General features: G+C 62.4%; 23 protein-coding genes and 1 pseudogene. 16 read left to right on the top strand and 8 right to left on the bottom strand.

Features of this window, described 5'->3' with window-relative positions:
- Positions 1-23: 23 nt before the first annotated feature.
- Positions 24-536, bottom strand: a complete 513-nt coding sequence (locus tag C0Z18_RS16470; RefSeq protein WP_102646490.1) for a hypothetical protein — start codon at positions 534-536, stop codon at positions 24-26.
- Positions 537-1391: 855 nt separating this feature from the next.
- Between C0Z18_RS16470 and C0Z18_RS16465 the strand changes: the two genes are divergently transcribed.
- The 10 genes from C0Z18_RS16465 (at position 1392) to C0Z18_RS16420 (ending at position 14033) form a co-directional block, all read left to right on the top strand.
- A complete protein-coding gene (locus C0Z18_RS16465) occupies positions 1392-2000 on the top strand; it encodes a hypothetical protein (protein ID WP_102646574.1) in 609 nt (202 codons plus the stop codon).
- 51 nt (positions 2001-2051) lie between these two features.
- Positions 2052-3497 (top strand): NAD(P)/FAD-dependent oxidoreductase, encoded by a 1446-nt coding sequence (locus C0Z18_RS16460; protein ID WP_102646489.1) that lies wholly within the window; start codon positions 2052-2054, stop codon positions 3495-3497.
- Complete coding sequence (locus tag C0Z18_RS16455) at positions 3410-4765, top strand: cation:proton antiporter (protein WP_102646488.1); 1356 nt, start codon at positions 3410-3412, stop codon at positions 4763-4765. The genes C0Z18_RS16460 and C0Z18_RS16455 overlap by 88 nt, the downstream gene beginning before the upstream one ends.
- A 65-nt stretch (positions 4766-4830) precedes the next feature.
- On the top strand, positions 4831-5874 hold the full coding sequence (locus C0Z18_RS16450; protein WP_102646487.1) for a Rieske (2Fe-2S) protein: 1044 nt from the start codon (positions 4831-4833) through the stop codon (positions 5872-5874).
- Positions 5855-6895: an oxygenase gene (locus tag C0Z18_RS16445; protein WP_102646486.1), complete on the top strand. Its 1041-nt coding sequence runs from the start codon at positions 5855-5857 to the stop codon at positions 6893-6895. The genes C0Z18_RS16450 and C0Z18_RS16445 overlap by 20 nt, the downstream gene beginning before the upstream one ends.
- A 51-nt stretch (positions 6896-6946) precedes the next feature.
- On the top strand, positions 6947-8563 hold the full coding sequence (locus C0Z18_RS16440; protein ID WP_102646485.1) for a tryptophan halogenase family protein: 1617 nt from the start codon (positions 6947-6949) through the stop codon (positions 8561-8563).
- Between the two features lie 50 nt (positions 8564-8613).
- Positions 8614-9648, top strand: coding sequence for a monodechloroaminopyrrolnitrin synthase PrnB family protein (locus tag C0Z18_RS16435; RefSeq protein WP_199189473.1), 1035 nt, complete (start codon positions 8614-8616; stop codon positions 9646-9648).
- Between the two features lie 50 nt (positions 9649-9698).
- Positions 9699-11399: an NAD(P)/FAD-dependent oxidoreductase gene (locus C0Z18_RS16430; protein WP_102646483.1), complete on the top strand. Its 1701-nt coding sequence runs from the start codon at positions 9699-9701 to the stop codon at positions 11397-11399.
- Positions 11400-11423: 24 nt separating this feature from the next.
- Positions 11424-12536, top strand: a complete 1113-nt coding sequence (locus C0Z18_RS16425; RefSeq protein ID WP_102646482.1) for a Rieske 2Fe-2S domain-containing protein — start codon at positions 11424-11426, stop codon at positions 12534-12536.
- Positions 12537-12659: 123 nt separating this feature from the next.
- On the top strand, positions 12660-14033 hold the full coding sequence (locus C0Z18_RS16420; protein ID WP_146014023.1) for a sensor domain-containing diguanylate cyclase: 1374 nt from the start codon (positions 12660-12662) through the stop codon (positions 14031-14033).
- A gap of 46 nt (positions 14034-14079) precedes the next feature.
- Here C0Z18_RS16420 and C0Z18_RS16415 read toward each other — a convergent pair whose 3' ends face one another.
- The gene (locus tag C0Z18_RS16415; protein WP_102646480.1) at positions 14080-14571 is read right to left on the bottom strand and encodes an Lrp/AsnC family transcriptional regulator; all 492 of its coding nucleotides are present in this window, start codon (positions 14569-14571) and stop codon (positions 14080-14082) included.
- A gap of 235 nt (positions 14572-14806) precedes the next feature.
- Here C0Z18_RS16415 and C0Z18_RS16410 point away from each other — a divergent pair, with 235 nt between their 5' ends.
- Entirely contained in the window at positions 14807-15460 is a 654-nt protein-coding gene (locus C0Z18_RS16410) for a nucleoside/nucleotide kinase family protein (protein ID WP_233217335.1), read from the top strand.
- Between the two features lie 11 nt (positions 15461-15471).
- Here the strand turns inward: C0Z18_RS16410 and C0Z18_RS16405 are convergent, their stop codons facing one another.
- On the bottom strand, positions 15472-16359 hold the full coding sequence (locus tag C0Z18_RS16405; RefSeq protein ID WP_408647021.1) for a LysR family transcriptional regulator: 888 nt from the start codon (positions 16357-16359) through the stop codon (positions 15472-15474).
- A 103-nt stretch (positions 16360-16462) separates the two neighbouring features.
- On the opposite strand from C0Z18_RS16405, the gene C0Z18_RS16400 reads away from it, so the two are divergent.
- A complete protein-coding gene (locus tag C0Z18_RS16400; RefSeq protein ID WP_102646478.1) occupies positions 16463-18082 on the top strand; it encodes an MFS transporter in 1620 nt (539 codons plus the stop codon).
- A 73-nt stretch (positions 18083-18155) separates the two neighbouring features.
- On the opposite strand, the gene C0Z18_RS16395 is transcribed toward C0Z18_RS16400, so the two are convergent.
- Complete coding sequence (locus C0Z18_RS16395) at positions 18156-19325, bottom strand: acyltransferase family protein (RefSeq protein WP_233217334.1); 1170 nt, start codon at positions 19323-19325, stop codon at positions 18156-18158.
- Between the two features lie 35 nt (positions 19326-19360).
- A pseudogene (locus C0Z18_RS16390) lies at positions 19361-19529 on the bottom strand (nuclear transport factor 2 family protein); the annotation flags it as partial.
- Positions 19530-19828: 299 nt separating this feature from the next.
- On the opposite strand from C0Z18_RS16390, the gene C0Z18_RS16385 reads away from it, so the two are divergent.
- Positions 19829-21127, top strand: coding sequence for a dienelactone hydrolase family protein (locus tag C0Z18_RS16385; protein WP_102646477.1), 1299 nt, complete (start codon positions 19829-19831; stop codon positions 21125-21127).
- A 91-nt stretch (positions 21128-21218) separates the two neighbouring features.
- A complete protein-coding gene (locus C0Z18_RS16380; RefSeq protein ID WP_102646476.1) occupies positions 21219-21899 on the top strand; it encodes a YceH family protein in 681 nt (226 codons plus the stop codon).
- A gap of 41 nt (positions 21900-21940) precedes the next feature.
- On the opposite strand, the gene C0Z18_RS16375 is transcribed toward C0Z18_RS16380, so the two are convergent.
- A complete protein-coding gene (locus C0Z18_RS16375; protein ID WP_102646571.1) occupies positions 21941-22384 on the bottom strand; it encodes an RrF2 family transcriptional regulator in 444 nt (147 codons plus the stop codon).
- A 141-nt stretch (positions 22385-22525) separates the two neighbouring features.
- On the opposite strand from C0Z18_RS16375, the gene C0Z18_RS16370 reads away from it, so the two are divergent.
- Positions 22526-23434 carry an NAD(P)/FAD-dependent oxidoreductase gene (locus tag C0Z18_RS16370; RefSeq protein ID WP_102646475.1) on the top strand — a complete coding sequence of 303 codons (909 nt, stop codon included), beginning with the start codon at positions 22526-22528 and terminating at the stop codon, positions 23432-23434.
- A gap of 34 nt (positions 23435-23468) precedes the next feature.
- On the opposite strand, the gene C0Z18_RS16365 is transcribed toward C0Z18_RS16370, so the two are convergent.
- Positions 23469-24380, bottom strand: coding sequence for an AraC family transcriptional regulator (locus C0Z18_RS16365; protein ID WP_102646474.1), 912 nt, complete (start codon positions 24378-24380; stop codon positions 23469-23471).
- Positions 24381-24485: 105 nt separating this feature from the next.
- Between C0Z18_RS16365 and C0Z18_RS16360 the strand changes: the two genes are divergently transcribed.
- The gene (locus C0Z18_RS16360) at positions 24486-25223 is read left to right on the top strand and encodes an SDR family oxidoreductase (RefSeq protein WP_102646473.1); all 738 of its coding nucleotides are present in this window, start codon (positions 24486-24488) and stop codon (positions 25221-25223) included.
- Between the two features lie 33 nt (positions 25224-25256).
- Here the strand turns inward: C0Z18_RS16360 and C0Z18_RS16355 are convergent, their stop codons facing one another.
- Positions 25257-25850, bottom strand: coding sequence for a TetR/AcrR family transcriptional regulator (locus tag C0Z18_RS16355; RefSeq protein WP_102646472.1), 594 nt, complete (start codon positions 25848-25850; stop codon positions 25257-25259).
- Positions 25851-25874: the final 24 nt, after the last annotated feature.

Below are 25874 nucleotides of genomic sequence, written 5' to 3'. Positions count from 1 at the left end.
CGAAGACGGGTCCTCTTTAAGCGTTAAGCCTTGATACCGGCTGGCTTCGCAGGTGCCATTGCCGGGGGAACGGCGCGCTGCGCGGGCACCACGACGACGACCGGTTCGGGCATCGTCCACATCGGTGCGGCAAAGACCACGGCTCGTTGGGCCGGCATCGCGAACGTGCCTGCGAATGCCGCTTGCTGAAGCGCGAGCATTTGCTGCTGCATGGCCATCATTTGCACTTGGGCGGCTCGCATCTGGTACTGCATCGCCCGCATTTGTTGCAACGCGAGTGCGGGGGGGACGCCGCCCGTGCTCGATTGCACCTCGAAGCTTGCGCCGCCTTGCGGGCTGTGCCAACTCCAAGTACTGACCTTCATCGGACCCGCGGCGGTTTGGACGACGCGCGTCTCGGCTTTTACCGGTACGGCTTGGCCGTTGACGTTGACGAACATCGCCTGCGCGGCGGATTCGGCGCTGGCCTGAGTCGCCAACCCGAATACCGGGATCAGCGCCAAGGCACCCGCCGCCATGTACGAACGGAATCGCATAGTCGTATCTCCATCGAACGATAGGACTCTAACAACTCACTTGGGAAAAGCATGCGGCTCCCGGAGGGAGTCAGTCGAAACTATGCGAGGGCAGGCTTAAACGAAGATTAAAAGCAGCGCGCGCCCCCTGACGGTGAGGATGTCGGGTAAGCGGCTCTCTTTGTTATATGGGGAGCGAGCGTAACGAGAACGAAGGTTTTTACCTGCGACTTGTCACGGGTATGAAACCGCGCCGCAGGCGAGCATTCTTTTGCCTTCTGCCGTTCAGAATTTCCAAGCGATCCTGCATCTCTTGAGTCGACCGCTCGAAATGGAATTTTTAATGTAAGGCATATTCGTAGTGCGCTTTAAAAATCTCGTTTCATCAAATGAGCACCTATCATTTTTGGTATGTTTAATCGATGTGAATAACGGGTCGGGATCAACGGATGGATCATGTGCTCGCCGTGTTATGGGAAATCGAGATCGATCGTTTATTCCTTATTTGACTTCGCCATATCTTTAGCTAGACTGGGTTCTTATTCGATTGAACGTCGTTCCGATCGGCGGTGATGCTGTTTCGGATTTGGCGAGAATCGCTTCCGTCCTGCAAGAACTAGTAGGTCATGCTCGCGCTTCGTGCGAGGGCTTAAGGTCGTCCGCGCCAAGGATTAAGCACGCCTATTACTTTTGGGCGGTAAGCAAATCGGTTCCCTCGTAGGTATCAAATGTAGTAATTCGTTCATCCCGCTACCAGATATAGGAGGTATACCCGTGAAGAAGATTTTTGATCGAATTCGTGTTGAAAAAGCCGCGCTTTCGAGTCACCCTGTATTCGGTCAGCTCGAGGATATTTCCGTGCCGCAAATCAAGGAGTTGATGCGTATATGGTCGCCGTTATTGATTCATCTGGCGATGACCTTTCGCGATATCAATAGGATGTACTACCACTACGATAATCCCCAAACCGAGCTCGAGCTTGCCATCAATGCTCACGTGAACGTGGATGCCGAGCATTGGCGAATGATGATTTCGGATATCAAGACGCTGGGCGTGAACGATCGGGCGACCGATTGCGAGAGCGCGATCGGGATCATTTGGGACGATCTGGGCTATACGGTGCGCAAGTATATGTACTCGCTCATTTCACGCGCACGCCGGTGCGGCAACGATCCGCTGCTCAAGATGGCACAGATGGAGGCGGGAGAGGCCACGTCGAAAGTGTTCTTCACCACCTCGCGCAAGCTCGCGGCGATGTACGAGACCGATACGGGCAACACCTTGCGCTATCTCGGCGCCGAGCATATCGACGACGAACTCGATCACTCGATCGATTCCTCCGTGTTTCTCAAGCAGGTCCTATCCGATGAGATGAGGATGCATGCCGTGGAGATCGTCGACGACCACTTCGCGAGCTTCCGCGAATTCCTCGATCGCAAATACGAGATCAACAAGATCGCGCTCGGCGATCTGCAGGCCGCGTAACGGCTGGGTCGCCTCGTAGCTTCTGTCCAATCGAATTCACAGGGAGGAAGTATGTCCTTACCGCATCGCACGAAGGTTCTCGTTATCGGCGGCGGCCCCGCCGGTGCCACGACCGCCGGCTTCCTGGCGAGGGAGGGTGTCGAGGTAACGCTCGTCGATCGCGAGGTGTTCCCGCGATACCACATCGGCGAATCGTTATTGCCTTCGTGTCTGGAGATTCTCGGGTTGATGGGCGCCCGCAAGCTTTTCGACAGCTACGGTTTTCAGCGTAAGCCGGGCGCCTATTTCAATTGGAAGGGCGAGACGTGGACGCTCGATTTCGGCGAGCTTGGCGGCTCGTATCGATACAGCTACCAGGTGCGGCGCGAGGACTTCGACCATCTGCTGCTGCGTCACGCGCGCTCGCAAGGGGCGAGCGTGCATGAGGGCGTGACGGTTCAGGAACTCCAGTTCGACGAGGGGCGTCCGCGGCGCGCCGTCTGTACCCGGAAAGGCAGCGATGCGAGCACGACGATCGAGTTCGACTTTCTAGTCGATGCTTCCGGCCGAAACGGGATCATGTCGACGCGTTACCTCGACAATCGGCAATACCACGATATCTTCCGCAACGTCGCCGTATGGGGGTACTGGGAGGATGTCGCCTGGCCCGCGGACTGTGCCGAAGGCGCCATTATCGTCAGTTCGATTCCGGACGGCTGGTGGTGGGGTATCCCGTTGTCGGACGGGCGGGTGAGCGTGGGCGTCGTCATCCACCGCGATGCCTTTGTCGAGGCAAGGAAAAGCCGCTCGCTCGATGAGTTCTATCGCGAGGCCATCACCCAAAGCCCGGTCGTCACGAAGCTGACGCAACATGCCCGGCTGGCGACGCCACTGAAGGCCGAGCAAGACTATTCGTACACGAGCGACCAGTTTGCGGGCCCTGGCTTCTTCATCGCGGGCGATTCGGCGTGCTTTCTCGATCCGCTGCTTTCCACCGGCGTTCATTTGGCGATGTACAGCGGCATGCTCTCCGCGGCCTCCATCGCCAGCATTTTGCGCGGGGAGGTCACCGAGGACGAAGCCAGCGTCTACTACGCGAACAGCTATCACCAGGCGTATCTGCGGTTTCTCGTCTTCGTACAGACCTTCTATCAGGCGCACGGCAAGCTCGGCTATTACAGCAAGGCGGACGAACTCAGTCATTACACCGTGAGCACCGGCGATATCCGGCGGGCCTTCCTCAATCTCGTCTCGGGGCTGGAGGATATCGCCGATGCGGAGCAGGTCACCACGCACTTGATGGGCGAAATGGCGCGGCGCGTCGACGAAAACCTGGCGATGCGCAAGGACAAAAGCACGCTGACGACGGCGATCGGATCGCAGCAGGCGGCGGACAACGCGCGCTTCTTCGATGCTATCGAGGGGCTGCCATGCCTATCGGAGGAGATGGCGCTCGACGGGCTATACGTGGCGACGCGGCCACGGCTCGGTTTGAAGCGCGTCGCGGCGGCGGTTTAGGGGTGGCGGCGCTCGTGGGCAACTGGATGCTGCCGCTGTGCGTCGCGATCGTTGCGACGTCGGCGTGCGGCGCGCTGGCCCGCAGGCTCGGTCAGGGCAAGGTCGTCGGCGAACTCGTCGCCGGTCTGTTGCTCGGTCCGTCCGTGCTGGGTTCGATCGGCGGGCCAGGCTATCACGCGCTGTTCAGCCCCGCGGCCGCTGCCGTGCTCGCGAAGCTCGGCGAACTGGGCCTCGTGTTTTTGATGTTTCAGACGGGCGCGCATATCGCCGGCGATTTGCGTAAGTCGAACTCGACCGCGTGGGCGCCGATCGGTATCGCCGCCCTGGGTATGGCCTTTCCGTTTGCGATGGGCTGTGGGCTCGCCTACTTCGGCGATACGGCGTTCGCGGCGCCGAACGTGCCGCGTCTGGCCTCGGTGCTGTTCTGCGGCATCGCGCTGTCGGTTTCGGCGCTGCCCGTCATGGCCCGCATCGTGGCGGAAGCGGGCATCGCCGAGCACCCGTGCGCGAGAGTGGCAATCATCGCGGCCACGATTACCGATGCGGCGGGTTGGTTCATGCTGGCCAGTGTGGGCGCGATCGCCACGTCGGGGTTCTCCGCCTCTCCGGCGGTGCGCAGCCTGTTGCTGTTGGCCGCCTTCTTCGGCGCCTCGCTGACGATCGTCCGTTTCGCCGTGCATGCGCTGCTCGATACGGCCAAGCGATGGAGCGGGAATTCGGCGATGCTCGTTTGCGCGCTGTGTTATGTGCTGCTTTCGGCGTGGGGGGCGACGGCACTCGGTTTTCATAGCGCATTCGGCGCGCTGATCGCGGCAGTCAACATGGCGGGGCGGCGTGATTTGCTGAGGGTTTGGCAGCGCACGTTTTCGGGGCTCGCGGAGCTTGTCCTGACTCCCCTGTTTTTCGTCAGCGCGGGGCTCCAAGCATCGGCTTCGGCGTTGAATTCGGCGGTGCTCTGGGGATGGTTGGTGTTGTTTCTGGTGGCCGGCATTGGGGGCAAGTTCGGCGGATGCTATCTCGGGGCGCGGCTATGTCGTATCGACCCTATGCAGGCGCGCGTGATCGGCGTACTGATGAACACCCGCGGCACGGTCGAACTGATGGTGCTCAGCATCGGGTTGCAACTGCAATTGATTTCGGCCTCGATCTACACGATCTTGCTCGTGGCGACGTTGGCGATGACGGCGGCGAGCGCGCAACTCACTCATAAATGGGCGCGAGGCGAGCGAGGTGCGGCTCGGCAAACGATGGCGGTCAACACCGGATAACGTCATTGCCGCCGGAGCGATTCCTATTCACAGAGCGATTCCTATTCATTTAGGAGAACGAATCAATGGAAGTCGTCAACGAATCGCGCGTACCTATTGCAAGCCTGTCCACGCACAGCGTGCGCACACCGTGGTGGCCCGTGGCGCTCTCTGAGCAGGTTGGCGGGAAGACTCCGCTCGGTGTCGTCTGTAACGGCGAGTGCGCCGTGCTCTACCGAGACCCTGCCGGTCAGGTGCGTGCCCTCGAAGACCGCTGCCGCCATCGGCGAGCGCCGCTGTCGCTCGGCCGGATCACCGCGAATGGCGAACTGCAGTGCGGGTACCACGGCTGGACCTACGACGGCGCATCGGGAATGTGTACCGCGATTCCGAACCTTTCCGCCGATGAACGCGTGCCCGCCCATTACGCCGTTCAATCGTATCGCGTTGTCGAATGCGGCGGTTTCGTCTTCATTCGGAAGGCGGGGACGGATGAGAACGCGCCGCTCGATGTTTCACCACCCAGATTGGACGTGGGGCGGCGTTTTCAAGGCAGCGTGACGGTCGGTATGGCGTACGACGACTACCTGGCCGCGTTGGCCGACGGGCCTCATTTGTTGATGCGCATCGCGCTCGTGCGCATCACGAATTACGTCTGCGCCGATCCGGCCGCGCGAGAGGGGCGCGTCACGATGGAACGCGGCGTGGTATGGGCCGCACGGCGGCGCAATCATCGCTTCGTGACCGATTACCCATGGACGCTCAGGCTTGCATGCGAAGGCAACGGGACGACTGTCTCGGTCGAACTGCTCACGCGAGATGAAGCGCCCGCGATCGTCGCGACCGTGGGGATTGCGCCCGCGGCGCGTGGTGCGACGGCCGTTCATTGGCGCGGCGCCGTGTCGGCGAGCGCACGGGGAGGGGGCGCCGCCTTGCTGCGCGCGTGGGCGGGTGCGCGGCGTTCGCCTTTCCGGATGCTGTCCTACGTGGACGGCCATGCGCTCGCGCGGCTCGAGCGTCTTTACTCGGATCAATGGCTTCGGCATTGGCAAAGCGTGACAACGGTGGCGGCCGCCGAGCCGGTTCGTGCGCTTCGCAAGGGGACGATCGATGGCGAATACAGCGTTTGACGAAGGGGCGACCGGGCAGCGTGCCCTCGAGCGCGATTGGATGCCGAACCGGTTCGTTTTGCGCGATGCGTGGCAGCCGATCGCGCACGTACGCGATGTCGGCGAAAACGTCGTGTGCCGGCACGTCCATTCCGAGCCTTGCTACCTGTGGAGGGCGAAAGGGCACTTGCATGCGTGCCGGCGCCACCCCGATCGGGCTGGGATACGGCGTGGATCGCCCGATTGCGCGAGCGCGCCCGCGATCGAAAACGACTATCCGGTGCTCGAACGCTACGGGTACGTGTGGGTATGGTTCGGCGATCCGCCCCGCGCCCACGCGTCGCTCGTTCCCGACGTGCCGTACCTGCCGCTCGATGGGAATTTGCCGGCGTATATGCACGGCACCGTGCGCTTCGACTGCTGTTCAGGCCTACTGATCGAGAATCTGCTCGACCTGACGCATGCGGACTTCCTGCATGCGGGGGTGCTCGGCGACGAGCATGCCGACGAAGATCGGATCGAGGTGATCTACACCTCGGAAACGGTCACGATGATACGCAACTGCGTCAACAAATCGGTTGCGCCGATCATGCGCTGGTTCGGCGGCGTCCGAGCGAAGTATCAGGATGTGAGGGCGGTGATTCACGTTCATGTCCGCAGCTCGGTCGCGCTTGCCTACGGCCGCTACTCGCCCGGTATCGATTTGCAGTTGTTTCATCCGTGCATCCCAGAGTCGCGCGACCGGTGCCGGCTCAATTTCACGCTGAACTCGCGTTCGGTGTCGTTTCCGCTGCGCTATTTGATGCCGCTGACGCCGTACGTCGTCGGGCCGCAAGACAACGTCATGGTGGGGCCTCAAAGCGGCCGGTACGCCCAACCTTCGTCACGACTCGATCTGTTCTCGCGGTTCGACAGCGCCGGCGCGCGCTATCGACACCTCGTGCAGCGGATCGCCCAGCGACAACGAGCGGGCGATTTCGCGTATGCGGCCGACGCGCAGCCGGGCCGCGACGTACGCGAATTGTTGGGTATGCGGGGCTAGCAACCGCCCCTGCGATCTCCTTTGAGATTCAAATCCTATGAGAAGAGGGTTATGAGCAAACCGATCAAGAATATCGTCATCGTGGGCGGCGGCACGGCGGGCTGGATGTCCGCCTCGTACCTCGTCAGGGCGCTCGAACAGCAGGCGAACATCACGCTCATCGAGTCCGCGGCGATTCCGCGGATAGGCGTGGGCGAGGCCACCATCCCGAGTTTGCAGAAGGTGTTCTTCGACTTCCTCGGGATACCGGAGCGCGAGTGGATGCCCCACGTGAACGGCGCGTTCAAGGCCGCCATCAAGTTCGTGAACTGGAGGAAAGCGCCCGACGGCTCGCGCGACGATCATTTCTACCATTTGTTCGGCAACGTGCCGAACTGCGACGGCGTGCCGCTGACCCACTACTGGCTGCGCAAGCGCGAACACGGCTTCAAGCAGCCGATGGAGTACGCCTGCTACCCGCAGCCCGATGCGCTGGACCGCAACCTCGCCCCGTGCCTGCCCGACGGCACCCGCCAGATGTCCCACGCGTGGCACTTCGATGCGCACCTGGTGGCCGACTTCTTGAAGCGCTGGGCCACCGAACGCGGAGTGACCCGCGTCGTCGACGAGGTCGTGCAGGTTCACCTCGACGACCGCGGCTTCATCTCCAGTCTGTCCACCAAGGAGGGGCGGACGCTGGAGGCGGACCTGTTCATCGATTGCTCCGGCATGCGGGGGCTGTTGATCAATCAGGCGCTGAAGGAGCCCTTCATCGACATGTCCGACTACCTGCTGTGCGATAGCGCGGTTGCCAGCGCCGTGCCCAACGACGATGCGCACGTCGGGGTCGAGCCGTACACCTCGTCGATCGCCATGAACTCGGGGTGGACCTGGAAGATTCCGATGCTCGGCAGGTTCGGCAGCGGCTACGTCTTTTCGAGCAAGTTCACCTCGCGCGACCAGGCCACGGCGGACTTCCTCGACCTCTGGGGCCTCTCCGACAAGCAGCCGCTCAACCAGATCAAGTTCCGGGTCGGGCGCAATGGGCGGGCATGGGTCAACAACTGCGTTGCTATCGGGCTGTCGTCGTGCTTTTTGGAGCCGCTGGAATCGACGGGAATCTACTTCATCTATGCGGCGCTTTACCAACTCGTCAAACACTTTCCCGATACCTCGTTCGATGCTCGGTTGACCGACGCGTTCAACGCCGAGATCGTCCACATGTTCGACGACTGCCGGGATTTCGTGCAGGCGCACTATTTCATGACGCCGCGCGAAGACACGCCGTTCTGGCGCGCGAACCGGCACGACCTGCGGCTCTCGGACGCGATCAAGGAGAAGGTGGAGCGCTACAAGGCGGGGCTGCCGCTGACCACCACGTCGTTCGACGATTCCACCTACTACGAGACCTTCGACTACGAGTTCAAGAACTTCTGGTTGAACGGGAACTACTACTGCATCTTCGCCGGCTTGGGCATGCTGCCCGACCGGTCGCTACCGCTCTTGCGGCACCGGCCGGAATCGATCGATAAGGCCGAGGCGATGTTCGCCCGTATCCGGCGCGAGGCCGAGCGTCTGCGCACGAGCTTGCCGACGAACTACGATTACCTGCGTTCGCTGCGTGACGGCGGCGCGGGGCTCGCTCGCAATCAGCCGGGGCCGACGCTCGCCGCGCCGGAAATCCTGTAGTGGAGCGCACTCTTGACCGGGTAGGCGTATTCGCGGCCACGCACGCCGAGGTGGCGGCCTGCGATCCGCTGCGAGCGCGCGCGTTCGTTCTGCGGCTGCCGGGCCTGAACCGTAAAAAGGACGTGCCCGGCATCGTCGGCCTGTTGCGAGAGGTCCTCCCGGCGCGCGGCGTGCCCTCCGGCTGGGGCTTCGTCGAAGCCGCCGCCGCGATGCGGGACATCGGGTTCTTCCTCGGGTCGCTCAAGCGGCACGGATACGAGCCCGCGGACGTGGTGCCAGGGCTCGAGCCGGTGCTGCTCGACTTGGCGCGTGCGACCGACCTGCCGCCGCGCGAGACGCTCTTGCACGTGACGGTCTGGAATCCCGCGGCGGCCGACGCCCAGCGCAGCTACACGGGGCTTCCCGACGAAGCGCACTTGCTCGAGAGCGTGCGCATCTCGATGGCGGCCCTCGAGGCGGCTATCGCGCTGACGGTCGATCTGACCGACGTGCCCCTGCGCTCGCCCGCGTACGCGCAAGGGTGCGACGAGCTAGCGGCCTATCTCCACAAGATGGTCGAGTCGATCGTCTACGCCTACCGCTTCATCTCGGTGCAGGTCTTCTACGACGAGCTTCGCCCCTTCTACGAGCCGATTCGAGTCGGGGGGCAGAGTTATCTCGGCCCCGGTGCCGTCGAAATGCCCCTGTTCGTACTGGAGCACGTCCTGTGGGGCTCGCAATCGGACCACCAGGATTATCGGGAATTCAAGGAGACGTACTTGCCCTATGTGCTTCCGGAGTTCAGGGCCGTCTACGCTCGGTTCGCCGGGGAGCCTGCGCTCGTCGACCGTGCGCTCGCCGAGGCGCAAGCGGCCGATGCCCGGAGCGGACCCGTTTTGGCCGGGCTGGCGGCCCTCGACCGGGTCTTCGACGTTTTGCTGCGCTTCCGGGCGCCTCACCTCAAATTGGCCGAGCGAGCGTACGAAGCCGGGCGAAGCGGTCCCGCCATCGGCAGCGGGGGGTACGCGCCCAGCATGCTCGGCGATCTACTCGCGCTCACGCGTGCCGCGCGGTCTCGCTTGCGTGCCGCGCTCGACGGGCCTTGAGGCTCGACGCGCGCGGCGACCTGTTCGATCTCACAAGGAGAATTTGCCCCATGACACAACAGAGCCCCGCGAACGGGCACGATAGCAACCACTTCGATGTGATCATCCTCGGCTCGGGCATGTCCGGTACGCAGATGGGGGCGATCCTGGCCAGACAACAGTTCCGGGTGCTGATCATCGAGGAGTCGTCGCACCCGCGATTCACGATCGGCGAATCGTCGATCCCCGAGACGTCTCTGATGAACCGCATCATCGCGGATCGCTACGACATTCCGGAGCTCGATCACATCACCTCGTTCTACGCGACGCAGCGTTACGTCGCGTCGAGCACGGGCATCAAGCGCAACTTCGGCTTCGTGTTCCACAAGCCCGGTCAGGAGCACGATCCGAAGGAGTTCACGCAGTGCGTCATTCCCGAGCTGCCGTGGGGGCCGGAGAGCCATTATTTCCGGCAAGACGTCGATGCCTACCTGTTGCAAGCGGCCATTAAATACGGCTGCACGGTTCGCCAGAAGACGAGCGTGACCGAATACCACGCCGGCCAAGACGGCGTCGCGGTGACCACGGCTCAGGGCGATCGTTACACCGGCCGGTACATGATCGACTGCGGAGGACCTCGCGCGCCGCTCGCAACCAAGTTCAAGCTGCGCGAAGAGCCGTGCCGCTTCAAGACGCACTCGCGCAGCCTCTACACGCACATGCTCGGGGTCAAGCCGTTCGACGACATCTTCAAGGTCAAAGGGCAGCGCTGGCGCTGGCACGAGGGGACGTTGCACCACATGTTCGAGGGCGGTTGGCTCTGGGTGATTCCGTTCAACAATCATCCTCGATCGACCAACAACCTGGTGAGCGTCGGCCTGCAGCTCGACCCGCGTGTCTACCCGAAAACGGACATCTCCGCGCAGCAGGAATTCGACGAGTTCCTCGCGCGGTTCCCGAGCATCGCGGCGCAGTTCGAGGACGCCATCCCGGTGCGCGACTGGGTCAAGACTGACCGCCTGCAATTCTCGTCGAAGACCTGCGTCGGCGACCGCTATTGCTTGATGCTGCACGCGAACGGATTCATCGACCCGCTCTTCTCCCGGGGGCTCGAGAACACCGCGGTGACGATCCACGCGCTCGCGGCTCGTCTGATCAAGGCGCTGCGCGACGACGACTTCTCCCCCGAGCGCTTCGAGTACATCGAGCGCTTGCAGCAAAAGCTGTTGGACCACAACGACGACTTCGTCAGTTGCTGCTACACGGCGTTCTCGGACTTCCGCCTATGGGACGCGTTCCATAGGCTGTGGGCGGTCGGCACGATCCTCGGGCAGTTCCGGCTCGTGCAAGCCCACGCGAGGTTCCGCGCGTCGCGTGACGAGGGCGATCTCGATCACCTCGACGACGATCCCCCGTACCTCGGGTACTTGTGCGCGGACATGGAGGGGTACTACCAGTTGTTCAACGATGCCAAAGCCGAGGTCGAGGCCGTGAGTGCCGGGCGCAAGCCGGCCGAGGAGGCCGCGGCGCGGATTCATGCGCTCATCGACGAACGGGAGTTCGCCAGGCCGATGTTCGGCTTCGGGTACTGCATCAACGGGACCAAGCCGCAACTCAACAACTCGAAGTACAGCCTCATGCCGGCGATGAAGCTGCTGCACTGGACGCAAACCAGTGCGCCGGCAGAGGTGAAAAAGTATTTCGACTACAACCCGATGTTCGCGCTGCTCAGAGCGTACGTCACGACGCGCATCGGCTTGGCGCTGAAGTAGCCGGCCCACCAAGGAACAAAAACGATGGACGACGTTCAATTCGATCAAGTGGCCGCCAAGGAGCATTCCCCGGGGGCGTACGACCCGACCACGCGCTTGGCCGCGAGCTGGTACGTCGCGATGCGCTCGGACGACCTCAAGGACAAGCCGACGGAGTTGACGCTGTTCGGCCGTCCGTGCGTGGCGTGGCGCGGCGCGACGGGGCGGGTCGTCGTAATGGACCGCTACTGCTCGCACCTCGGCGCGAACCTGGCCGACGGGCGGGTCAAGGACGGATGCATCCAATGCCCGTTTCATCACTGGCGGTACGACGAGCACGGCCAGTGCGTTCACATCCCGGGCCACAGTCCGGCGGTGCGCCGGCTGGAGCCCGTCCCGCGCGCGGCGCGCCAGCCGACGTTGGTCACCGCCGAGCGATACGGCTATGTGTGGGTCTGGTACGGCTCCCCGCAGCCGCTGCACCCGCTGCCTGAAATCGCCGCGGCCGACGTCGACAACGACGACTTCATGCACCTGCACATCGCGTTCGAGACGACGACGGCGGTCTTGCGGATCGTCGAAAACTTTTACGACGCGCAGCACGCGAACCCCGTTCACGAGCTTCCGATCTCGGCCTTCGAACTCAAGCTATTCGACGATTGGCGCCCATGGCCGGAACTCGAGCCGCTGGCCCGGGCGGGCGCGTGGTTCGGTGCCGGGATCGACTTCACCGTGGACCGGTACTTCGGGCCGATGGGGATGGTCTCGCGCGCGCTGGGCTTGAGTATGTCGCAGATGAACCTGCACTTCGACGGCTACCCCGGCGGGTGTGTCATGACCGTCGCTCTGGACGGGGACGCGAAATACAAGCTGCTCCAGTGCGTGACGCCGGTGAGCGACGGCAAGAACGTCATGCACATGCTCATCTCGATCAAGAAGGCGGGCGGCCCTTTGCGCCGTGCGATCGACTTCGTGCTGTTCGGGTTGCAGACCCGGCAGGCCGCGGGGTACGACGTCAAGATCTGGAACGGGATGAAGGCCGACGGCGGCGGCGCGTACAGCAGGTACGACAAACTCGTGCTGAAGTACCGCGCGTTCTACCGCGGCTGGGTCGACTGCGTCAACGAAGCGGCCGCTCGGCCGCACCGCCGCGAATGAGGGCGAGGTGTGAGCCGCCGCGGGAATCGTGGAGGCTGGGTTCGTCGGGATAGAGTGGCCTACGCGATCGGTGATAGGATCGATGCGCTTTTTTAGGCACCGCTTCTTATTGCGATCGCTATCTTGACGACAAGTTATTTGCTCAACGCGCCGTCCACGTCACGGCATCGCGTCATCGCTGCCGTCCTCGGTCTCGTTCTCGTGCTCGGCGCCATCTTCGTATGGCCGCTGGCCGGTAGGCAAGCAGCCGTCGTTCAGGCGTTCTTACCGATGTTCGGCATGGCTGTTTTCTTGACCGAAAGCCTGACGGCCCATCTGCTCTACACGCAGTACTCGGTATCGGGGCGTCCGGTCTACGCGGCTTTGAGCGGCGCGTACTTGTTCGCGGCCATCTCCGTCGCGGTCCAGATGCTCGCGTTTCCCGGCGTCTTTTCCCCTACGGGATTGCTAGGGGCGGGCGCTCAATCGGCCGTATGGATTTGGGTATGTTGGCACGGCGGTTTTCCAACGCTCGTTGCGGCTTCGTTGGCGCTTCGCCGTGTGTTTCCGCGCGGGTCGCAGCGCAAAGTATATAAACGTCTCATTGGCGCCTCGCTGATGGGAGGCGCCGCGCTCATCGCTGCCGCCGCTTCGTACCTCAGTATCGAACACGTGACGTGGCTGCCGGACCTGATCGCCGGAAGCTCGTATCGGGCGTTGGCCGATAACCCCATTGCCGTGGCCGTCGTGTGTATCAATGCCGGTACCTTCGCCGGCATCGTGGCGACGACGCGCCTGCGCACGATGCTCGAACTCTGGCTGGCGATCGCTCTGCTGGCCGGCTCGGTGGACGCCGTGCTGACAATCCATGCCGGGGCGCGTTACAGCGTGGGCTGGTATGCCGCGCGGATCGCGGCCGTGTGCGCGTCGAGCGCCGTGCTCGGCATGTTGCTGCGCGAGATCAGTCATCTCTACCGAAACTTGCATCGCGCGCACGAATCGTTGATCCAATCGTCGTTGCGCGACGGGTTGACGAAAACTTTCAACCGCCAATACTTCGACACGCAGTATCCCGAACTGCTTGGCGTATCGGCCAATGCGGGGCAGCCGCTTTCGCTGTTGATGATCGACATCGACTATTTCAAGCAATACAACGACAACTTTGGGCATCGCGCCGGCGACGATTGCTTGCAAGCCGTGGCGGCGGCGCTGCAAGGCGGGCTCAGGCGGCCTTGGGACTTCGTCGCGCGCTTCGGTGGCGAGGAGTTCGTTGTGGTGTTGCCGAACTGCGATTCGGCTGCGGCAAGCGGTATCGCGGAGTCGTTGCGCCGCACCGTGGAAACGCTCGATATCTCAGCGCCGCACTCGCCCGCGGGGCGAGTGACGATCTCGATCGGCGCGGCCACTTCGACGGCGCAAATGCCCGCAGCGCCGGGCGACTTGGTGGAGCAAGCCGATCGCGGGCTCTATCGCGCGAAGCGCGCCGGCAGAAATCGTGTCGAGGTATGCGCGGCGTAAGGATGGCGTGCCCGCGGGGGTTCGCTCGCACACGAATGAGAACGCTTTACTGCTGCGGAAACAGCACCTCCAGCGGATAGTGCGTTTTAACAAAAGGCGATTTGATGATGACGTAGCTGAAATACTTTTCGATGCCGATATCACGTTCGAGCAAGCCTTCGATCACGCTTTGATAGTGGCTGACGCTGCGGGTCACGAACTTGAGCAGATAGTCGTATCCGCCGCTGGCCAGATGGCATTCGATGATTTCATCGACGTCTTTGATCGCGGCCACGAAGCGGATGAAATCCTCACGGCGGTGATCGGCGAGCGTGACTTCCGTGAAGACGATTTGAACGTCGCCTAGTTTCTCGAGTTGAATCTGCGCGCCGTAGCCGACGATATAGCCGGCCTTCTCCAGGCGCTTGACTCGAATCAAACAGGGGCTCGGCGATAAGCCGACGGCATCGGCGAGTTCGACGTTCGTGATCCGTCCACGCCTTTGAAGTTGCGAAAGGATCCGTAGATCGATCCGGTCAAGCTTGCAATCTCCGCTCATCGTTTTGTCGCCCGAGTCGTGCCGCTAACGAGCGGTTACTTTAGCACGCGATCGCGCGTGTCTTACGATCGAGCGCGGCCCGCAAGCGTTCGAAGAACGCGTTATCGATCGAATGTGGGCAGCGTCGAGAAGGGCACGTGGTTGCGGTGGCCCTGATTGCACCGGGCGGTTTCTGCTATTGTCTGGAGTGATCGAGAAAGCGGACCTTGCGCCGCGTTGAACGGAGTCGTTTGCTTTGGATAGCACATCGCGTAATCAAGATCGTGTCGATCTTGAGCAGTTGATTGGACATCTGTTGGAGATGGATGTCGAACGGCGCAAGGTCGTTGCGATCGCCGGTGCGCCGGGCTCGGGTAAAAGTACGTTTGTCGAAACGCTGCGCGATGGTCTCAATCGGGACCGGCCCGGCTTCGCTTGCGTGCTCGCGATGGACGGCTATCACTTCGACGATTGGGTGTTGGAGGCGCGCGGCGATCGGGCCCGCAAAGGCGCGCCGCATACGTTCGACGTGGGCGGGCTCGAGTCGATGCTCGAGCGGCTGAGTGCCGATAGCGGCAAGGACATCGCCGTTCCCATCTTCGATCGGTCGCTGGAGATCGCGCGCGCGGGTGCGCGGATCGTTCCCGCCTCGGCACGGCTCATATTGGTCGAGGGCAATTATCTATTGCTCGACGATCCGGCCTGGGCGCCGCTGCGCCGATTCTTCGACGTCACCGTCATGCTCGAGGTGCCGCGCGACGTGTTGGTCGAGCGTTTAGCGGCACGTTGGCGCGGGTACGGGATGGACGAGGCCGCGGTGCGCGAGAAGCTGGACGGAAACGATCTGCTGAACGCCGATCTCGTGCTCTCGCGAAGCGTGGCAGCGCGGTATGTTGTGACGAATTGCTAAGCGGCCGCACATCAAGCGTCTTTCGCCTGCGATTCGCGAGCATGCCTTAAAAACGCGCGCACTGCCGCCGAGCGCTCATGCTTGCGGTATAAAAGCGCGATTTCTGACGGAACCGGTTTGCCCGCGAGAGGGCGATAGACGACGCCCGGTAGCGCGACACAATGGCAAAGCGTACCCGGCACCACGGCTACGCAATTGCCGAGCGATACGCTCGCCAACACGGCGACCAAAGGGCCGGGACGCGAATCGATGAGCGGCGCAAAGCGTCCGCGCCTCGCCACCTCCAAGGTGCCGAACTCTTGCTCCGGCACGGCAAAGCGAGCGCCGCGCAACTGGTGCGCGGCGATTGCTCCCAACGTCGTGAGCGCCGAGTCCTCCGGGAGCGCGATGACGAATTCGTCCCGATGCACGCGCAGGGCCTGTAAGTCTTCCGGATATGACATCGGGGGCCTCACATACGCTACGTCGAGCTCGCCTTCGACCACGCGAGCCGGAATCTCACTCATCGGAACCTCCAACAGCGCTACCTCGATGCGCGGATGCAGTTGGCGGAATTTCGCGACCGTGCCGCGCATGACATCGGCGAACGCGGCGGAAGCGACATATCCGATCCGGATTCGTCCCAACTGTCCGCGTTCGGCGAGCAGCCCCAACTCGTGCGCTCGCTCGAGTTGTGCCAGCACCGCGGCCGCCTGCGGAATATAGGCTTCGCCTGCTGCGGTCAGCGAGACAGCGCGGCGCGTCCGATGAAACAACCGAAACCCGAGCAAGCGTTCGGCGTCTTGGATTTGCTTCGTCAAAGAGGGAGGCGGAAGCCCGAGTTCATCCGCCGCACGGGCGAAATGCAAGTGGCGGGCAACCGCGAGGATGCAGCGAAGATGACGCAATTCAAGTGTCATTTTGTTCATCCGATAATGAATCAATGTGATGTTTCGTGCTATCGATTCTAAACAGTAACGGCGCTAGCATTCGATCCGACTATGAAGTCGAGGAAGAGGCGAAATGTCGATCGATAGCGATGTGGTTCAAGAAACGATAGAAGCGCAGGCGCATGACCCGGCGGCCGGGGCCACGGCTCGTGCGACGGTGCAACCGGTTACGCCTGCTCTTCGAAAGGGCTTCCTGCTGGCCACCGCGTGCGCGACATGCGGGCTGATTTCGCTCGATACGAACATCGTCGCCGTTTCATTGCCGTCGATCGCACGGTCGCTGCACGCGGGATTCGCGGATCTCGAGTGGGTGGTCAGCGCCTACATGGTCTCGTTCGCATCGTGCCTGTTGCCGATGGGAGGGATCGCCGACCGCTACGGGCGCAAAAAGCTGATGATGTTCGGGTTATGCCTGTTCTCGCTTGCCTCGCTCGGTTGCGGCCTGGCCCCGAGCGTCGCCGTTTTGAACATTTCGCGTGCGGTAAAGGGAATCGGGGCATCGATGCTACTGACCGCTGCGCTAGCCGTGATTGCCAACGCGTTTCCGGGGCCGCTCGAGCGTGCGCGGGCATGGGCGATTTGGGGCATGGCCATGGGCATCACGACCACCGTCGCGCCGCTCGTCGGAGGCGTAATCACGCAATGGGCCGGTTGGCGCTGGATCTTTTTGCTCAATCTGCCCGTGTGCGCCGTGTTGATGATGTGCACGGCCCGCGCGGTGCCGGAGTCGCGGAACCCACACGCACTGCGCACGGACTTCGCCGGTAGCGTGCTGTTCGGCACCGGACTCGCGTTCGGCATCTGGGCGCTTATCGGCGCGCAGGACGCCGGATGGCAGAGCGCGGCAACCGCGTCGCGCTTCGCGATGTGCGTGCTGTTGATCGGGGCATTCGTCAAGGTCGAGAGACGACTGGCTCACGCGGTGATCGACTTATCGCTATTCATGAGGGCGCGCTTCGTTGCGGCCGTGCTGGGAATGTTCGGTTACGCGGCCTGCGCGCAGGTGATGATGACGTTCTTGCCGCTGTACTTGCAAAATGCGTTTCAATGGGCGCCGACGCGCGCGGGGTTCGGGATGTTGCCGTTCGCCGTTTCGATGATCGTCGGCCCATTTCTCGGTGCGCGGCTTGGGCGGCAGTTGAGCGGACCCACTTCGACGCTTTCTCTGGGGTTGGGGCTCGTCGGCATCGGTAACCTGCTGACGGCTGCTGTTGCGCCGTCCGCACAATACCCTTACGTGGCCCTTGCCATGATCGTCACGGGCTTGGGGGCGGGCGTGTTGAATGGCGATACGCAAAAAGCCATCATGGCGTGCGTTCCGCCGAACCGTACCGGCATGGCATCGGGCATCAGTACGACAACCCGCTTTACGGCGATCGTTACGTCGGTCGGCGTGCTCGGTGCCGTACTGGCTTCGCGGACGCGCGTTTCAATCGATAGCGCGATGCATTGCCAAAAGGCTGGCGATGCGTGTGTGGATGCGCGATTTATGTCCGACTTGCTGGCGGGCGATTTGAGCCATGCGTTTTCTCGGCTCGCCCCCGATTTACAGCGGGCGCTGGCGCCGATCGCGCGGGCCGGATTTGCTAGCGGATTCGCTTCGGCGTTGACGGTCGCCGGCTTTCTGGCGCTGGCGATCGCAATTGCGATTCGGCTGCTCGGCGGGGGACGCATGTCAGCGGCGATCCGCTAAAAGCCGTGGCCGCCAAATAATCATGTTGAAGTGCGTATGGGTATACTCGCTTCGATCTCCGGCGGAGCCGATCTCAGAGAATGCGTTTCGTTCCCGGAATGCGAAGAATCGCGCCCGCGATCAAGTAACACACGACGCAGCTTAGCGAACCGGTCACCGCGAACTTGATCAATTGATCGACATGCACGTCTTTCCATAGCAGCGCGATCCCTACCAGGACCGGAGGATGCACGATATAAATCGTGTAGGCCCGCTTCGTTAGACGTTGACCGAAGGCGTGCAGCTTCGTGTATCTGCGTTGAAAGTGTTGGAGCAGAAACATGATGACGCCCCACGCGACGAACGGCTCCCATAGCGCGTAGACGGCCTCGGTCCAAACGCGATGCCATCTCGTTGGGAGCCCAGGGATGAAGTAAGCGAGCGGTAGAAGCGGCATCGTCAGCAGAGCGATGCGCCACCAAAGTGTCGTTTCCTTTTCAGGCAGGCACTCCAGCAATCGGGAATTCGCAGCAACGAATCCAGCAGCGAAAAGAACGACATAGCTGGCGAAGTATCCGAGTTGAAGCCCCCAAACGTTCACGCCGACCGGCCATTTGATTCTCAGAAGCAATGCTGCGCCGCCCGTGACCAACGCGGCTCCAGCCAGCATTGAATTGGTTGGGAATGACATTGCATGCAGCGTAAATCGCCAATCGCGGCGACGCCAAAGGCCGAAGGCGAGGCCGACAGTCAGCAGCGTAGTGAAAATCAGCAACGCTTGAGCGAACCACATCGGTCCGGAGTCGAATGTTCCCCCAATGAGCAGCTCTTTGAACGTCGCACCGAACGAAGCCCCGCCGCGCGTTCGCTCCAATGCAATCGTGGCGGGTCCGAGGACCCATCCGTAAAACAGCAGCGGTAGTCCTAGTCTTGCGAAGCGCTCCGCGAGAAAGCGAACGGGGCCCTTCGCGGCGAGCGACGGCAATGTGTAATAGCCCGCCAAGAGAAAGAACAAGCCCATGAAAAAGGCCTGGTTGACCGTGCAAAACAGGATGAGAGCGATGGACTCGACAGTCCGAGCGGGCGCGATTTCGTGGTAATACCAACCCCCGATTGCGCCATAGGTGATGGCGCAATGGTGAAACACCACTAGGAGCGTGGTGAACGCGCGCAATGCGTCCAGGCCGGCGTTTCGGCCGTCCCGACCGAACGCGGGCACGGAGCTGTCGATGCGATGCGCGAGGTCATTCTCCGTTATCGTCACTTCACCTCTCCATGGCGCGAGGGGCGCGATACCCTCTACGCGTACTTATCGCCCACCGTGCTGTGAATGGGGTAGGTATCGTAGACGATCGTCATCTTGGCGATCGCGCCGTCTTCATCGAATTCGAACACATCCACGCACTCGAAACGCACCGCACTGCCATTCTTGATGGCCCCCGTCGTAGACGAAGTTCGATGCAACCCGGGCAAGGCACGTGAATCGCATGGTTCCCACATTGTGCCTGATCGCCTCTCGACGCCGGCATTCATCCGCTGGTCTGTGCCGCCGCTAAAGTTTTACATGGATTTGCCGTTGACCAGGGCGTGCTGGTGCGATGTCGAGAGAGCGACGCCCAGCCGATCCTCCAATGAACAAGAAACGGACACATGGCGCAACGTAGTCGGTACCGGGTTCCCCTCGTTTTAGGCGTCTTCGTTTTACTTACGGCACTACCGCGGATCGCGCTGTCATCGGGTGAGAACATCGACGAACCCGAGGCACCGATGAACGAGCGCATCATCCGTGTGCCGGTTCAGGCGTCACCGCCGATCAGTCTGGAGGTGACGGTCTATATGCCGGCTCACTCCGCGGGCGGCGGATTTTTCCCGCTCGCACTGATCAATCACGGGGCGTCGCACGATCCCGCCAACGCACCGCGCGTGGGCGACCCATTCATTCCGTGGTATTTCCTGTCGCGAGGTTATGCCGTCGCCATGCCGATGATGCGTGGCTATGCGCACTCCTATGGCCATACGATGTCGCACGGGTGCGACGTGCTCGCCATCGGCGGCGACGCCGCTAAAGATATCCGTAAAGCCCTCGACGCCGTGAAAGATCTGCCGGGCATCGATACGACCAAGATCGTCGTGGCGGGCAAAAGCATGGGCGGATGGAACACGCTGGTGTTCGGCGCGAGCAACCCTCCCGATGTAAAAGGCTTGCTCAATTTCGCGGGCGGCGTCAAAGAATCCGATTGCAAGCAGCCCGACGCGAGCCTCATTTCGGCCGCCGCCGAATTGGGCGCGCACACGCGACTCCCATCGATTTGGTTCTACGGGGATAACGACAAGATTTTCCCGGTGTCCACGTGGCGCGGTATGTACGATCGCTATACGGGCGGGGGAGCGCGAGCCGAATTGGTCGATTACGGGCCATTCCAGCAAGACGCTCACGCGATGACGGCTTCCGGAGCGGGCCTTCCGCTCTGGGTCGCCAAAGCCGACGCGTTTTTGGCGAGCATCGGCATGCCGAGCGGGCAAGTCGATACGGAATATCTGCCTCGTCCCGAGCCGAAGCCTAGTGGATATGCAACGATCGGCAATGCGAACGCGGTGCCGTACCTCAACGACGCGCAAAAAGCCGGACTGTACGCCACCTATCTAAGCGCGCCGGCGCCTAAAGCGCTGGCGATCGGCAGTACCGATGGCGCGTGGGTTTCCGGTAGTTTCGATCCGGCGCGCGGCGCGATGCGGCAATGTTGGTCGCGCTCGAAGTATTGCCAACTCTATGCGGTCGACGACACCGTCGTATGGCCGCGCCAGGACTCGGCTCCGCCTCCCACACACTTTGCGCCGCTCCAGGACGTCAAAGCCGTCCCGTATCTGCGCGCCGACGGACGTCATGCCTACACGCGATATCTCGCGGGGCACCGGCCGCGCGCGTTCGCGATTGCGCCGGACGGCGCATGGGGCGCGGCGTCCGGCATCGATCCGATCGACGACGCCTTGGCGCGGTGCGCGAACGGACACACCGGTTGCCGCCTTTATTCCGTCGATGGCGACGTGGTCTGGGCGGCGAAGTAGCCTGGCGCGTTGCCGATGCATGTCGCATCGGTGAGCGCGGGCTGCCGCCGGGATATCATATCCACCCATCTCCACCGTAAGCCGTCGCCTCATGACTCAACCTCTGCGTGAGCTCACTCCCCTCGAAGCCCGTGTCCTTGGCGTGCTCGTTGAAAAGCAGCACACGGTTCCCGATACCTACCCGTTGTCGCTGAACGCGCTGACGGCGGGCTGCAATCAGAAAACGGCGCGCTCGCCGGTCATGAGCGTGACGGAGCCCGACGTACAAAGCGCAATCGACGGCCTGAAGCGTTTGAGTCTTGTCATGGAGGCCAGCAGCAGCCGCGTGACGCGCTTCGAGCACAACATGAATCGCGTGTTGGGCATTCCGAGCCAATCCGCCGCGCTGCTGACGGTGCTGCTGTTGAGAGGCCCGCAAACGGCCGCCGAATTGCGGATGAATGCCGCCCGTTTGCACGGGTTCGCCGATAACTCGTCGGTCGAGGCCTTCCTCGACGAACTCGCCGCGCGCACGCCCGCGCTGGTGGTCAAGCTGCCTTGTGCGCCGGGGGAACGCGAAAATCGCTGGACGCATTTGATGTGCGGCGAGGTCGACATCGAAGCGCTGACGATTGCGCGGGAATCGGGGCAAGAGTCGATCGCGCCGGCCGAACTCGAGGCGTTGAAAGCGGAGCAAAAACGGTTGGCCGCCGAAGTGGTGCAACTGCGGGCGCTCGTGGAACGAATGGCCGCAGAGCTTGGAATGCCGACGGATGGACCCGCGCAGGATTGAGCGAGCGTCCGCACGAGACGAAGGGACGAAGCGACGAAGCGTTAAGCGCGCGACGGATTCATCCGCTTGCCCTTCTTCTTGATCTCTCGCGACAAGTCGCCCAACGTCACCTTGCCGAGCTTTGCGAGCAACGCTTTTTCCGCTTCCCGCACCGTGGCCGCGAGATGCGCGTTCACGGCTTGCTCGACGAGACATTGCGGGTCGTCCTCGGTCACGAGCGTCGAAAATAGCGCGGGCTCACCGGCGCTGCGATAGACGTCCAAGAGGGTGATGTCGTCGAGCGGCACCGTCAGCACCCACCCGCCGCCATGCCCTTTTTCCGATTGGACATAACCGCTCTCGCGCAAGCCCGAGAGCAGCCGGCGCACCACCACGGGATTGGTGCAAAGCATCTCGGCCATCGCATCCGACGTCAAAGGCCGCTCGGCATGCTCCATGTGCAGCAGCGCATGCAATAGGCGGGACAACCGGCTATCCGTTCTCATCTCGGCAACGCTCTCTCGAAACATCAAAAGTTGCGTGATGATATCATCCGGCCTATCATGTAACTCGTGATGTTTCGTGAGAGGGTGCGCATTGCCCGAGTAGCGCGCCTCGTCCTTCCTCTTTGATGCGGGAATGCAGACATGCAAGAACACTACGATGTCATCGTCGTCGGCGGCAGTTTCGCGGGGCTCTCCGCCGCGATGCAACTCGCGCGTGCTCGGCGCCGCGTTCGATTGATCGATGCGGGGCAGCCACGGAATCGCTTCGCTTCGCATGCGCACGGTTTCTTCGGTCAGGATGGGATCTCGCCGTCGGAGGTCGTGGCGGCCGCCACGCGTCAATTGCTCCAATACCCCACCGTATCGCTGGTCAAGGGCGAGGCGAAGCGGGCGCATAGCGTGGCGGATGGTTTCGAGGTCGAGCTTGCCGATGGCTCCGACGCGCGAGCCAGACGGTTGATCCTAGCCACCGGCATCCGCGACGAACTGCCGGAGGCGTTGCCCGGCCTCGTTCCACGCTGGGGCGTGAGCGTGCTGCATTGCCCTTACTGCCACGGATACGAAGTGCGTGACCGGCGGCTTGGCGTGCTTGCCACGCATCCGCTCTCGTTTCATCAAGCGATGTTGATCCCGGATTGGGGGCCTACCACCTGGTTCACGCAAGGCATTGTCGTGCCTACTGAACAAGAGGCCGCGCAGTTGCGTGCGCGTGGCGTGACGATCGAAACGACGCCGGTGGCCGAGATATTAGGCGACGCACCGGGCATGAGCGCCTTGCGTCTGATCGACGGGCGTGAAGTCCCGCTCGACGCGCTGTTCGTCGGCGCGCGCACGGAATTGGCCAGCGACCTTGCTCGCCAACTGGGGTGCGCCATCGACGAGGGGCCCTTGGGCCCCGTGGTTCGCGTCGGCGAGTGGAAAGAGTCGAGCGTGCCCGGTGTCTATGTAGCGGGCGATGCATCCACGGCGATGACGAACGCAACGTTTGCATCGGCATCGGGTGTGGCGGCGGGCGTCGCGGCCCATCGCTCTCTGATCTTTGCGGACTGATTCGAACTTCGGCCGATAGGTTCGCTCGACGCGATCATTGCTCCGTTGCCATCCGCGCTTGCGCGTATTGCGACGGCGGCAATCCGACGAAGCGAGCGAACGCAACGCTGAACGCGCTCGCCGAGCCGTAGCCGACACGCTCCGCCACTTCCGCGACGCTTCCTTCGTTATGCAGCAACATCTTCTTGGCCATCGCCATGCGCCAGGCGTGCAAGTACTCCATCGGCGCCATCCCCACCGCGCGCGTGAATCTGTCGAAGAACGACGAGCGCGATAGCGCGGCTTGCTTCGCCAGTTGAGCAACGGTCCATGCGTGTGTCGGGCTGGCGTGCATGGCGCGGATGGCCGCGGCCAGCCGATCGTCGCCGAGCCCGCGCAACAATCCCGGCGATAGCGCGGCACCGGTGCTCGATCGAAACGCCTCGATGAATAGTACGTCGAGCAACCGACCCAACACGACGTCGCGCGCGGGGCGGGCCGATCGAAATTCATCGACCACGAGTTGAACGAGCGTGGTCAACCGTCGTTCGCCGCGTATATGAACGAACCGTGGCAGCAGGGAGATCAGTAAGGCGGCGTCGGGCGACCCGAAGATGCAATGGCCGACCAAATATCGCACGTCGGGAGAGGCGCCTTCGGTGCCGAGACTGAGCTCGCCATTGGGCAGCACCGTGGGTGGGCTGTTCAAGTCGTCGGATAGCGGCGGCTCGAGGCTCGTCATCGTCAGGCTCGACGACGAGGGAATGAGTACGAAGTCGTCCGCTTGTAGCTCGATCGGGGCGCGTTCATCGACGGTCAGCGTGCACATCCCCTCGACGATGACGAAATAGAGGGGCTCTGGCGCACGGTACCGGCGAACGCGCCACCGGCCCGAGCCATTCACGACTTTCGAAACGGATGCCCTCGGTTGGAGCAGCGTCACGACTTCGGAGAGTGGATCGACCATGACTGGACTATCGCAAATGAAACTTGGACGTTCGATTGTAGCGAATCCGGTTGGCAGCGCCTATCGTTCAGCTACCGCTAACGATTGATAGGAGTTGAACGTTTCATGAAAACCGTTTTGATCACGGGTTGCTCGTCCGGTTTCGGCCTCGAAATAGCGCGCTATTTTCTCGCGCGCGATTGGAAGGTCGTGGCCACCATGCGTACGCCGCGCGAGGACGCATTGCCGCCTTCCGAAAATTTGCGCGTCCTTCCGCTCGACGTCGCGAACGCCGAAAGTATCCGCCGTGTCGTGGAAGCGGCGGGGCCGATCGATGTCCTCGTCAACAACGCCGGGATCGGGGTGCTCAATGCGCTGGAGGGCACGTCGATGGAGATCGCGCGTGAAGTGTTCGAAACGAACACGCTCGGAACCATTGCGATGACGCAAGCTTTCCTTCCTCAGTTCCGGCAGCGAAAAGCGGGGGTCATCGTCAACGTCACGTCGAGCGTCACGCTGCGGTCTCTGCCGTTGCTGTCGGTCTATACGGCGAGCAAGGCGGCAGTCAATGCGTTCACGGAATCGCTCGCGCTCGAACTCGCACCGTTCAATGTCAGGGCGACCTTGGTGCTGCCCGGCCGTGCGCCGGAGACGCGTTTCGGCGAAAACGCCCAGCCGCGGATGCGCAACGGATTCCCGGAGCCGTATGCCGATTTGGCGCAGCGCATTTTCAAGGAGTGGGAGCAATCGACGGCGATCACGCGCTCGATCGACGTTGCCGAGGCCGTGTGGCGCGCAGCGAACGATGCATCGTGCCCGATGCGCCTCGCAGCCGGCGAGGATGCCGTTGCCTTGCTGAGTTAGATACAACTGCGATGCGCAGGCGCAATGCCTGCCTCACTTCCTGCCTTTCTTGGGAATCAGCATCTGCGCCAGCTCCTGCAAAAAACGAGCGGGCCCGTGCGCATGAAGCGCGCGCCCGCTGCTCAGCGCGCCGTCGATGATCGTGCCCAGCCGCAGCGCGAACGTTTCGGGATCGTCGAGGCGCATCGCGCGCGCGAGCTCGGCTAGGCGCCGGCGCATCTCCTTCTTGTGCGCGACGGCGACCTTGCGAGCCGGGTGTTTGTCGTCGGCGTACTCGGCGGCGATGTTGATCTGCGGGCAGCCGCGATAACCGGGGCGGGCGATGCGCTCACCCAGCCATTGAAGCTGCGCGTCCAACTCCTCGCGAGGCGCGCCTTTATGCTCGGCGGCCACGGTGTCCCAGTGCCGCCAGAAGTCTTCGTCCTCTCGCAGAAGAAAGGCTTCGATCAGGTCGTCCTTCGTTGCGAAATGGCGATACAGGCTTGTCTTCGCCACGCCCGACTGTGCCACGATCAGGTCGACGCCCACCGCGCGCGTGCCCTCCCGATAGAAGAGTTCGCTAGCCGTTCGCAGGATTCGCTCACGCGTATCGAGGACGGGGCTTTGAGCGGATTCTCCCTTCTTCATTGCGTTCAACCTCTGTCGTTTTGC

Source organism: Trinickia dabaoshanensis, assembly GCF_002879885.1.
Lineage (GTDB): Bacteria > Pseudomonadota > Gammaproteobacteria > Burkholderiales > Burkholderiaceae > Trinickia > Trinickia dabaoshanensis.
The sequence above is the reverse complement of the archived record's forward strand: the minus strand, read 5'-3'. Positions and strand labels throughout refer to the sequence as shown.

Coding starts and splice junctions, on each gene's coding strand:
- C0Z18_RS16470 (WP_102646490.1), bottom strand. CDS start 536: ATGCGATTCCGTTCGTACATGGCGGCGGGTGCCTTGGCGCTGATCCCG.
- C0Z18_RS16460 (WP_102646489.1), top strand. CDS start 2,052: ATGTCCTTACCGCATCGCACGAAGGTTCTCGTTATCGGCGGCGGCCCC.
- C0Z18_RS16455 (WP_102646488.1), top strand. CDS start 3,410: ATGCCTATCGGAGGAGATGGCGCTCGACGGGCTATACGTGGCGACGCG.
- C0Z18_RS16450 (WP_102646487.1), top strand. CDS start 4,831: ATGGAAGTCGTCAACGAATCGCGCGTACCTATTGCAAGCCTGTCCACG.
- C0Z18_RS16445 (WP_102646486.1), top strand. CDS start 5,855: ATGGCGAATACAGCGTTTGACGAAGGGGCGACCGGGCAGCGTGCCCTC.
- C0Z18_RS16440 (WP_102646485.1), top strand. CDS start 6,947: ATGAGCAAACCGATCAAGAATATCGTCATCGTGGGCGGCGGCACGGCG.
- C0Z18_RS16430 (WP_102646483.1), top strand. CDS start 9,699: ATGACACAACAGAGCCCCGCGAACGGGCACGATAGCAACCACTTCGAT.
- C0Z18_RS16425 (WP_102646482.1), top strand. CDS start 11,424: ATGGACGACGTTCAATTCGATCAAGTGGCCGCCAAGGAGCATTCCCCG.
- C0Z18_RS16415 (WP_102646480.1), bottom strand. CDS start 14,571: ATGAGCGGAGATTGCAAGCTTGACCGGATCGATCTACGGATCCTTTCG.
- C0Z18_RS16405 (WP_408647021.1), bottom strand. CDS start 16,359: ATGACACTTGAATTGCGTCATCTTCGCTGCATCCTCGCGGTTGCCCGC.
- C0Z18_RS16400 (WP_102646478.1), top strand. CDS start 16,463: ATGTCGATCGATAGCGATGTGGTTCAAGAAACGATAGAAGCGCAGGCG.
- C0Z18_RS16385 (WP_102646477.1), top strand. CDS start 19,829: ATGAACGAGCGCATCATCCGTGTGCCGGTTCAGGCGTCACCGCCGATC.
- C0Z18_RS16380 (WP_102646476.1), top strand. CDS start 21,219: ATGACTCAACCTCTGCGTGAGCTCACTCCCCTCGAAGCCCGTGTCCTT.
- C0Z18_RS16375 (WP_102646571.1), bottom strand. CDS start 22,384: ATGAGAACGGATAGCCGGTTGTCCCGCCTATTGCATGCGCTGCTGCAC.
- C0Z18_RS16370 (WP_102646475.1), top strand. CDS start 22,526: ATGCAAGAACACTACGATGTCATCGTCGTCGGCGGCAGTTTCGCGGGG.
- C0Z18_RS16365 (WP_102646474.1), bottom strand. CDS start 24,380: ATGGTCGATCCACTCTCCGAAGTCGTGACGCTGCTCCAACCGAGGGCA.
- C0Z18_RS16360 (WP_102646473.1), top strand. CDS start 24,486: ATGAAAACCGTTTTGATCACGGGTTGCTCGTCCGGTTTCGGCCTCGAA.
- C0Z18_RS16355 (WP_102646472.1), bottom strand. CDS start 25,850: ATGAAGAAGGGAGAATCCGCTCAAAGCCCCGTCCTCGATACGCGTGAG.